The sequence below is a fragment of the Kluyvera intermedia genome (assembly GCF_021440345.1).
Lineage (GTDB): Bacteria > Pseudomonadota > Gammaproteobacteria > Enterobacterales > Enterobacteriaceae > Kluyvera > Kluyvera intermedia_A.
The window spans coordinates 1-10,267 of record NZ_JAKCNS010000082.1; the positions used below are offsets into that span (position 1 = coordinate 1).

Sequence of the window (10,267 nt, forward strand, 5' to 3'; positions counted from 1 at the left end):
TAAGTTGGAGTCATTACCGCTTTTTTTATCCCTGGATCAGCGGTTGAAGGGAGATATTGACGCGCTGCAGACCGGTGAAATTGTTTTCTTTCAAATAAAAATTGTTCACCATTCGCATTTGATCCAGTCTGGAAAGCGACTGGTAAACCTGATGAGCCTGACTGTGAATGTCGAATATTTCAGCGGTTTTGACATCTAACAAATATTCAGATTTTAAATTCAGCGTCAGATTGTCAATTATCTGCTTGTTTTTCTGATGCAAAGAGGCCATTTCAGCCGGAGATACCGATGATTTTTCATTCTGTACTACGGGGATTTGTAATGAATCTATTTTGACCAGTTGGTCGGGCGGTGAGGAGCTACAGGCGGTAAGGGTTGCCATAACCAGCGTCGCAAGAACTAATTTGTACATAACTTTCCCTGATGAAGATAACAATAATTATGCCTATTATCTTTTTTGCCAGTGGTACGGCGAGGGCTAATTAATTTAAATTTAAATTATGGATTCGTGTGCCGCAGGGGGAATTTACAGTAGGTTTATGTTCATTATGAAAATGAATCATTCCGGTCTGAGAGCATAGTGGTTTTCCTCTTATAATATGGCTAGTGGGATATGACTGTGCTGTGAAGGTATTTGCCTGGCTATTCTGGACGGTAAGGCGTCGCGTTGGGATGCTTATCCGCGCGACGTATAAAGGAGCAGCGCCGTACGGACAAGTTGGTTAGCTACAGCGACGGGGCTACGCGCAGAGAACCGAGCTACCACGAATCACCAATTCTACCGGTAGCAATGTATTTACCGGTGGTTCCCCGGCAAGCAGCAGGGCCAGCGCTTCGCGTCCCAATCTGTCTTTATCAACCGCAATGGTGGTTAACGCCGGCTGTGACCAGGCCGCCGTTTCAATATCATCGAACCCAACAATCGCAATATCCTCCGGAACCCGCAACCCGCGTTGAGCGCAGGCCTGTAATACCAGCAAGGCGGTGGCGTCGTTGTAGGCAAATATGGCATCTGGCGGTTGTGCAAGCTCAAGCAGTTCATTCACCGCCTGTAGCAACGAGCGTTCGGTGTCCAGTTGAGGAGGCGCTATGGCCTCATATTCCGGCGGCATGAGCAACCTGGCCTCATAGAGCGCCTTACGATAGCCTTTTTCACGCTGGTGGATGCTGTAATGAGAGAGGGTGCTGGCGAGAAAAGCAATACGCGTCCGCCCCTGTTCCAGTAAATGGCGAGTGGCCAGATAACCACCCTGCAAGTTGTCTGGGTTAATGCACGGTAGACCGGGGGCCCACAGATCGATAAGCGCCATCGGCAGCTTGAGCTGTTCGAGGAGCGCCAGCAGTTCAGGCTCAAAGAAGCCCGCGCAAATAAGCGCATCGGGCTGATGCAGCATCACCTGGTCGGCAACCACATCGCCAGGGCCGATAGATAAAAAGCTCAGTGCGATGCCCTGTTCGCGGCAAGATGATTCGAGGCCTAAAAACAGCGGCGAGTAGAAGGGCATTGCGCGGCTGATATTATGTTGACGGTGCAGCAAGAAGAGCACGCGTTTGATTTTATCGCTGCGCAACCGGGAGAAGTCATATCCTTGCTGCTCGGCGACGGCAATGATGCGCAGGCGGGTCTCTTCCCGTAGGCCCGGTTGGCCCTTGAGGGCGCGAGACACCGCACCGGGCGATACGCCGCAGGCTGCGGCGATATCTCTGATTCGGACTGCTTTAGCCATTTATTTCCCCGGACTACGATTAACGCTGGGCACCAAGCCATGCTGCGCCACGCACGCCGCTGCTGTCGCCGTGACGAGCCTGAACGATGGGAGTGCAGCACTGTTTACCAAACACATACTGCGCAACACGTTCCTGCAGATTAGGATACAGCTGTTCAATGTTTGATACGCCGCCACCCAACACGATGACATCAGGGTCGAGCATGTTAACCACGCCCGCCAGCGCGCGTGCCAGTTGATCCTGATAAAGATCCCACATCTGGGCCGCCTGTGGATTACCTACATTCAGCTGCTCAATAATGTGCGGTACCCTAACATGTTCACTAAATTTCTGGGAATACTGCCGCTCCAGCCCGCTGCCGGAGATAAAGCTCTCAATGCAGTTCATCTGACCGCAGTAGCACTGTGCCGACGCGCCATCCTGGTCCACCCGGTAGTGTGGGAGGGCATTGTGCCCCCATTCACCGGCACAGGCGTTGGGGCCAGTAATCAGCCGATTATTGACGCACAGTCCGCCGCCGCATCCGGTACCGAGGATCACGCCAAAAACGACGCCATAACCTTTACCTCCGCCGTCGATTGCCTCGGAGAGGGTAAAACAGTTGGCATCATTGGTCACTGGAATCGGCATAGCAAAGTGCTGTTCAAGCTGTTGTACAAAGGGCTGTTGGTTGAGTACCAGAATATTGGAGTTCTTGATAAGCCCATCTCTACCGGCGGCTCCAGGGATCCCAAGACCAATGGTGAGATCGTGCGTCGTGGCTTCTCTGGCGTGGGTAATGGCATCTATAACGGCCTGAAAAAACAAATCATAACGCTGTTTGGGTGTGGTATAGCGCTGGCGATAAACGGTCTCTCCGTTATCGTTGAGTACGACGGCTTCAATTTTAGTGCCGCCAATATCGAGGCCTAATTGCATGGTTGTCTCCCGGTTAACAGATCTATCCTGAGAGCAGCTTATGCTTTTTGTTTACTATACATAGGAGTAGAGATCGGAAAGTGTGATGAAAATAGCGATAATCGACGGGTTCTTAGCGTGGGAAGGGCGGTAACTGTTTAGTAAATTATTAACGGTTTCTCTCGTCGGAGAACGAAACCGTTAACAGGGAACAATTAGAAGCGGTAGCCGACGCCAATGTTGAAGCCGTTAATGCTGTAGTTGTCGTCCAGATCGGCGGTTGTCCCTTCGTAACCGACGTTGACGGTCAGGTTCTCGATTGGGTTGATGATGATGCCTGCGCCGTAGGCGAAAGAAGTCGATTTATAGGATTCGCTCGCACGCATAATGTCGTTAGTACCTGCGTTGAGCCATTTCACATCCGCATCGGCCTTGGTACGCGCTGCGCCACCCAGTGCATATAACGAAACATAGTCGTTAATACGATAGGCAGGGCCTGCCATCAGTGAGTAGTATTTGACGTCGATATTGGTGTTAACCGCATCGGAATCAACAAAATAATTACGGTCTTCGCTACCGCTCATATAGGTGAATGAACCTACTACGCTTAATGGGGAATCAAATTCATAGCGATATTGTAGGTTTACGCCGCGAATATTTTTAAAGTCCTTAACTTTGCTTTGCGCATAACCAATGGAGACGCTCTGATTATCTGCAAACGCCATTCCACTTGTTAAACCTGCAATAACTAAAACTGCCAGGGATAGTTTTTTCACTTTTAATAACCTTTATAAATCATTTTGTTAGAGTTGTTGTGACCAGAGAGCTACAAGAGGGAGTATATCGGCATTATAATTCAGGATGAACTACCTGAATTTATGGGGAGGAGTGAGTGGATATTATTAAAAAGAAAACGATGACGCTCGGAATAATCTGATTCAAACAATGGTGGAATATATTTTTTTCAAAAAATGGCCCTGCTATTTCAGGGCCATTGTATTTATTTGAAGTGGTAGCTCATACCTGCCTGTACGCTGGCATCGTTATCGACATCGCCGGTACCGAAGTACACGCCGGTGTTGAGGGAAAAATCTTTGCCGATGTTGGTATTAATACCCGCACCGAAGATCCCCATCTTCGTATCGTGGCCGTTGGTGTTGTGATAATCAGCCGCTTTAATATCGGTATTATCACTAAACTCGGTCTGATAACGTGCATCCAGCCATGGATACAGCACAACGTCTTTGTTCAGATCGGCCAGTTTGGTGGTGACGCGCATCCCCACGCCTGCGTTGTACTCTGAAACCTGGCTATCACCAAAGGTAATCTCCTGGTCAGAGAAGCCGTTTTCCTGCGCCTTATCCCAGCCAATCGTCGCATAGGGTTGAAGCACGGTTTCTGCTGGCAGCAGGACGTTAACACCGACGCGGCCCTGAGTGGTGTACAGATTGCCATCTGAAGAACCATCCAGTGCCTGCGACATACCCGTGGTACTGTTGCTAACGTTGTTGGCGGTGGTGGAGTAACGCATATCGCCATAGCTGAAGCTACCGTCGACGAACATCCCCCACAGTTTGTTGTGTAAGGACTGCTGCCAGCCGCCGTAAACGCTGTAGTAGTTGCCGTATACGCTGTCGCTAAAGTTGTTGCTGCCGCCATTGGTGCTGCGATCGCGGCTGCGAGTCCAGCCCAGCGCGATACCGCCGGTTAAGCTATCGCCGTTATTCAAATGTGAAGTCCAGTCAACGCCGCCCTGAACGCCTTGAGTGACATCTTTGTAATCGACGTCCTCGCTGTAGTCACCGTTTTGGTAGAGGAAATCGCCCCACAACTGTGCGCCGTCAACGCCGTGGCCGAGCAGGTTTTGCAGATGTACCTGATTTAAGCGATTCGCCAGATCGTCGGTGATCATGCGGCCTGCTTGTTTTGCCGCATCCAGACCGGCAATCATGCCTTGTACATCGCTGGCAAGATCGCGGCGGGAGCTACTGAAAAGCACGCTGGAGGTGGTTACGCCGGACGCCTGTAGGTTATCCGCAGTTGCTTGTTCCTGTACGCTCAGAGTGTCGTCGTAGTTGTAGGCGCCATTCCGGCTTTCGACCTGCTGGGAGCCGTTGCTGAATGCGACGGACACCGCGTCAGACGGCGTATCATCCGTGGTGGTGAAGGAGGCGATTTCAATGTCTTGCTGGTTGGCGGTGCTGAGTGCCGTGTTGGTAACAACTAATGCGTTACCGGCATCGGCGTTTACGACTCCCAGGTGTGCCTGGCTGTCGCTGGACATATTGACCTGAACGTCGCTGCCGGTGGTATATTTCACGTCCAGCGTTGAATTATCGTCGACGTTTAAGGTTGTACCATCATCAATAGTATTGACGTCAACGTTGTTGTTACCCGCCATATTGATGGTATCGAAGTTGTCGATGCTGCCATCAATGGAACTACCGCTATCCAGCGACAGCGAGTTGGTGCCAGCGCCGCCATCAACATTCCCCGTAACCTCTGAGTTATTGGCCAGTGTCAGGTTATCATCGCCCGCGCCGGTGGTAATGCTGCCATCTACGGTAGCATTGCTCAGTACGATTGCGGTATTACCTTCATTGGTGGCATCAATATTGCCCGTTAAGGTGCTATCACTCAGTGATACCGTGGCGGCGCTGTGGTCTGCGAGAATAATATCGCCGGTGACGGTGGTGTTGTCATTAAGACTCAGACTGGCGGTAGATGATGCGGTAGTCCCGTCACCCACCATAGCTATATCGCCGGTGATAGTGCTGTTGCTTAGCGCGATAGATGAGGACTGGGCCCCATATGCGGCCATGGCAATGGTTTGGCCGTCAAGCAGAGCGTTAATATCGGCTGCATTATCGTTAGTGGCGTAGCTGTCTTCGAACTTGCCCAGTAAAGTGGTATCACCCGCTTCGCCGATGATGGTGCTATCGGTTACCGCAATACTGTTATTGCCCGCCGCGCTCTTCGTATAAATAGCTCCATTAACGGTGCTGTTACCGGAAATAGATATATTATTATCGCCGCCGGTCTCTGCGTAGATAGCACCATTTAAGGTGCTATCATTTTCGATGGCGATTTTGTTTGTGCCCATGTTCGCACCGGAGTCGATATAAATGGCGGCGCCGTCCATATAGGATTTATTGCCAATCGTGCCTTCGTAACCATAAGCGGAGGCGTCGTCTTCACCATTAAGCGTAGAGTGATTCACCACGAAGTTAATATTTGTGGCGTCACCTTCATCTTTTTTACCGCCTTCAATCATGTCGGTGGTGGCGTCATTGAGCGTCACGTTTTTGGTGCCGATTAACCCCGCCTGAATATACGTCCCGGACATGTCGGTGCCGTTTACCGTTAAGGATTGCGTGTTCCCCGCAGTCTGATCCCAAAGATAAAGGGCATTGCTATTTTGCGCATCACTCATAATCGCAGAGCCGTTGTCATTAACGAACATGACGACCGATTGGTCATTTGGACCTGGGCTGGTGGTGGTTTGAAAACCGCAGGTTGCTGTAGATGTGCTGCTGCAAGGGTCTGTTTGAGAGGCTAGCGCACTGCCTGAAATAGCCGTGAAAGACAGAAGAATGCACTGTGAAAGCAGTGTCAATCGAGCTGTATGGCGCATCGTAAAAATCCTTATAAATTATTCGGAGAAATGACCGCGCTCATACTATTGGAAATAAGGAAATCCTTAATTTAATAAGTGTAATGTTATTTAATTTCAATCTTTTGAATTAAATCACGAACTGGCTATGGGCACTAAAAATAGTGGATGGGGAATGATCACTTTGCTGAATGTTATCGATCATTAAATGATCATGATTTGATGGTTTAAAGATCAATAGATCTTCATGGTCAATTACCAGAAGTATTTACTGTCCAATATTGGAATATTCTAATGAAATATATGATTTCGTTAAGAGATTAATTGAAGTTATTGGTCATGATTTTTTACATAGGGAGAGGGTAAAAAAGCCAGCATAATTGCTATGCTGGTTTATAAAATATTATTGCTGGCAAATTGCTAGCTTAGCGCTTAGTACAACCCGCACACTGCGTATTCTGAATCTGCTGGAAGAAATCGTTGCCTTTATCATCTACCAGCACAAATGCCGGGAAGTTTTCGACTTCGATTTTCCAGATAGCTTCCATCCCCAGTTCAGGATAGGCCACACATTCCAGACTCTTAATACTGGATTGTGCCAGTACCGCCGCCGGGCCGCCGATGCTGCCGAGATAGAATCCACCATGCTTATGACATGCGTCGGTGACCTGCTGGCTGCGGTTGCCTTTAGCCAGCATCACCATGCTTGCGCCGTGTGACTGGAGCAAATCAACGTATGAGTCCATACGGCCTGCGGTGGTTGGGCCTAATGAACCGGAGGCGTAACCTTCAGGTGTTTTGGCCGGGCCCGCATAATAGATCGGATGATCTTTGACGTACTGCGGTAATTCCTCACCGTTATCGATGAGTTCTTTTAGCTTGGCGTGGGCAATATCGCGGGCAACAATAATCGTGCCGTTCAGCGATAGGCGGGTTGAAACCGGATGCGCCGAAAGCTGAGCTAAAATATCGCTCATTGGCTGGTTAAGGTTGATGCTGACCGCATTCCCTTCGCCTTGCTGACGAAGTTCCTCTGGAATGTACTGCGCTGGGTTGTGCTCGAGCTTCTCGATCCAAATCCCATCGCGGTTGATTTTCGCTTTGATGTTACGGTCAGCGGAGCAGGAAACCCCCATGCCGATTGGGCAAGACGCGCCGTGGCGCGGCAGACGAATGACGCGAATATCGTGAGCAAAGTACTTGCCGCCAAACTGTGCGCCGAGGCCAAGATTTTGCGCTTCGGTCATCAGTTCCTGTTCCAGATTCACGTCGCGGAATGCCTGACCGTGTTCGTTACCTTCCGTTGGCAGACCATCGTAGTAACGGGTCGAGGCCAGTTTCACTGTTTTCAGCGTCACCTCCGCTGAGGTGCCGCCGATAACAAAAGCAATATGATACGGAGGGCAGGCTGCGGTGCCGAGCGTGCGCATTTTTTCGACCAGATAGTTTTTCAATTTGGCCGGGGTGATCAGCGCTTTGGTTTCCTGATACAGATAGGTTTTGTTGGCCGAACCGCCGCCTTTGGCGATGCACAGGAATTTGTATTCGTCGCCGTCCACGCTGTACAGGTCGATCTGCGCTGGCAGGTTGGTGCCGGTGTTGACCTCTTTATACATATCCAGCGCGGCATTTTGCGAGTAGCGCAGGTTGTCGGAGATATAGGTGTTGTAGACCCCCTGAGACAGTGCGGCTTCATCGCCGCCGCCGGTCCAGACTCGCTGGCCCTTTTTCCCCATGATAATTGCGGTGCCGGTATCCTGGCAGGTTGGCAGAATGCCCTTGGCGGCAATCTCTGAGTTACGCAGGAACTGCAGCGCGACGTATTTATCATTTTCGCTGGCTTCCGGGTCGGTGAGGATCGCGGCAACCTGTTTCTGGTGGGAAGGACGCAGCATAAAGGCCGCATCGTGGAACGCCTGCTGAGCGAGCAGGGTGAGTGCTTCAGGTTCCACTTTCAAAACATCCTGACCGTCAAACTGCGCCACGCTGACGTGCTCGCGGCTCAGCAGATAATATTCGGTATCATCATGGGCCAGTGGGAAGGGGTTCTGGTAGAAAAAGGGTTTATTCGACATAGCTCTTCACTCCATAAAAATAAAACCGCCGGAAGTTACCCTCCGACGGTTATGAATCAGAACATCATGGACATCCACGGGTAGCCGATAAATATCAGGACCGCCAGGAAGATGCCGCCAAAGATGGTGCCAAGGCGCCAGTAATCTTTGGTTGGCAGATAGCCACTGCCGTAGTAAATCGGGCTTGGGCCGGTGCCGTACGGGGTGATGATCCCCATGATACCCAGCGAAGTCACCATCAGCAGCACGAAGACGTTCATGTTCATGCCCGGAATGGTAGAGGCGATGGTCAGCATCGCTGGCAGCAGCGCGGTGGTGTGCGCGGTGGTGCTGGCAAACAGATAGTGCAGCAGGTAGAACGCCAGCAGCAGCACGATAGTCGCCACGCCCGGAGAGATACCGCTCATCAGCAGGCCGCCTTCTTTACCCAGCCAGCCGATAAAGCCGGTGGAGGAGAGACCGTCGGCCAGTGCGACCAGGGTGGCAAACCACACGAAGGTATTCCATGCCGCTTTGTTGCCGGTGATGTCGCTCCATTCCAGTACGCCGGTCCACAGCATCAGGCCGATTATCAGCAGTGCGGCCATTGCTGGTTCAATCCAGGAGGCAGCGAAGATCCACATCATCAGCGCGCAGCAGACGAAGATCAGCAGCAGGATTTCATTACGCGACAGTTTGCCCAGTTTTTCCAGTTCACGCGCGGCCCACAGCGGCACTTCGTCGTTCACTTTCACTTCCGGCGGATATAACCAGTAAGCCAGCAGCGGCATGGCGAGAATCAACAGCACACCCATTGGCAGGAAGGCGATAAACCAGGTGCCCCAGGAGATGTTGATGCCAACGATGCTTTTCACCAGCGCCAGCGCCAGCAGGTTAGGGGCGAGGGCGGAGAGGAACATTGAGCTGGTGATACAGGCGGCGGTAATGGCTACCCACATCAGATATGAACCAATTTTACGTGCGCTAGGATCGTTCGGTTTTGAACCGTACAGTGGCGGCAGGTTGGCAATGATTGGGTAGATAGTCCCGCCGCTACGCGCGGTGTTGGACGGCGTGAACGGTGCCAGCAGCAGGTCGGCGAGGGTAATCGCGTAACCCAGCGTCAGGCTGCGACGGCCCAGATATTTCACCAGGATTAAGGCCAGACGGCGGCCAAAACGAGTTTTGTCATAACCGGCGGCAAACATAAAGGCGCCGAAGATTAGCCAGACGGTGGAGTTACCGAAGCCGCTGACCGCCCATTTAAAGGAAGCACCCGCCAGCTTGAATTTTTCATCAGCCAGTTGTTCAGGGCTGAACAGCACCCATTGGCTGCACAGGGCAATGGCGATAACGCCGGTCAGACCGATAACGGCGCCAGGCAAAGGTTCGAAAATGAGACCGACAATGACGCCGACAAAGATGGCGAAGTAGTGCCATGCGTAAGGAGGAAGCCCGTCAGGTACCGGAACAAAAAGTAACAGCACGGCAACGATAACGGGCAGTGCCATCATGAGAAGGCGGTTTTTCTTACCATCCTTCGGTTTACTCACCGGGGTCGGCGAGTGCGATGTCGCAGATTTCTCGTTCATATTACGCTTCTATAAGTAGTTAATAATTCGGTTTGCTAAAATCGTCGCTCTGCTTTTTTTAGTTTTTTTACTTTATTTAGATTTCAAAAGTGAAGCTGGCAATTTTTTGTAAAAGTTATCAGCGCTATTTTATTTAGCGCTAGTTAGAAAAAATCTTATATTCATATAATGCGCTTTTAGAAGCCAATGCAATTGATCGCGATCAAAAAAATTCAGATGTGGTGTTATTTTTAAACATAGCTGATTAACCCTATTGGATTATGGGGTTATTATGAGTAATAAGTCTATTAAATGGTCTATTTAGCGCCTTTTTATAACGATGTTTTTATATTTAATGCATTGATTTTGTTGTATTTAATTTTTTTCTTTAACTGGTTTTACCA

General features: G+C 50.5%; 7 protein-coding genes. All 7 read right to left on the minus strand.

The features are described 5' to 3' along the window. Positions 1-25: 25 nt before the first annotated feature. Positions 26-412 carry a hypothetical protein gene (locus LZ634_RS19350; RefSeq protein ID WP_234508117.1) on the minus strand — a complete coding sequence of 129 codons (387 nt, stop codon included), beginning with the start codon at positions 410-412 and terminating at the stop codon, positions 26-28. A 328-nt stretch (positions 413-740) separates the two neighbouring features. Then, complete coding sequence (locus LZ634_RS19355; protein ID WP_234508119.1) at positions 741-1,727, minus strand: LacI family DNA-binding transcriptional regulator; 987 nt, start codon at positions 1,725-1,727, stop codon at positions 741-743. 19 nt (positions 1,728-1,746) lie between these two features. Then, positions 1,747-2,646, minus strand: coding sequence for an ROK family protein (locus tag LZ634_RS19360; protein ID WP_234508121.1), 900 nt, complete (start codon positions 2,644-2,646; stop codon positions 1,747-1,749). 194 nt (positions 2,647-2,840) lie between these two features. After that, the gene (locus LZ634_RS19365) at positions 2,841-3,401 is read right to left on the minus strand and encodes an Ail/Lom family outer membrane beta-barrel protein (protein WP_234508123.1); all 561 of its coding nucleotides are present in this window, start codon (positions 3,399-3,401) and stop codon (positions 2,841-2,843) included. Between the two features lie 224 nt (positions 3,402-3,625). Continuing rightward, the gene (locus LZ634_RS19370; protein WP_234508125.1) at positions 3,626-6,058 is read right to left on the minus strand and encodes an autotransporter domain-containing protein; all 2,433 of its coding nucleotides are present in this window, start codon (positions 6,056-6,058) and stop codon (positions 3,626-3,628) included. Positions 6,059-6,663: 605 nt separating this feature from the next. After that, positions 6,664-8,313: a class I fumarate hydratase FumA gene (gene fumA / locus LZ634_RS19375; protein ID WP_234508127.1), complete on the minus strand. Its 1,650-nt coding sequence runs from the start codon at positions 8,311-8,313 to the stop codon at positions 6,664-6,666. Between the two features lie 56 nt (positions 8,314-8,369). Next, positions 8,370-9,884: an anion permease gene (locus tag LZ634_RS19380; RefSeq protein ID WP_320673570.1), complete on the minus strand. Its 1,515-nt coding sequence runs from the start codon at positions 9,882-9,884 to the stop codon at positions 8,370-8,372. Between the last annotated feature and the right edge of the window lie 383 nt (positions 9,885-10,267).

Bases quoted from the DNA above. Each gene is read 5' to 3' on its own strand.
- LZ634_RS19380 (WP_320673570.1), bottom strand. From the start codon at position 9,884: ATGAACGAGAAATCTGCGACATCGCACTCGCCGACCCCGGTGAGTAAA.
- LZ634_RS19370 (WP_234508125.1), bottom strand. From the start codon at position 6,058: ATGAGTGATGCGCAAAATAGCAATGCCCTTTATCTTTGGGATCAGACT.
- LZ634_RS19360 (WP_234508121.1), bottom strand. From the start codon at position 2,646: ATGCAATTAGGCCTCGATATTGGCGGCACTAAAATTGAAGCCGTCGTA.
- LZ634_RS19350 (WP_234508117.1), bottom strand. From the start codon at position 412: ATGTACAAATTAGTTCTTGCGACGCTGGTTATGGCAACCCTTACCGCC.
- LZ634_RS19355 (WP_234508119.1), bottom strand. From the start codon at position 1,727: ATGGCTAAAGCAGTCCGAATCAGAGATATCGCCGCAGCCTGCGGCGTA.
- fumA (WP_234508127.1), bottom strand. From the start codon at position 8,313: ATGTCGAATAAACCCTTTTTCTACCAGAACCCCTTCCCACTGGCCCAT.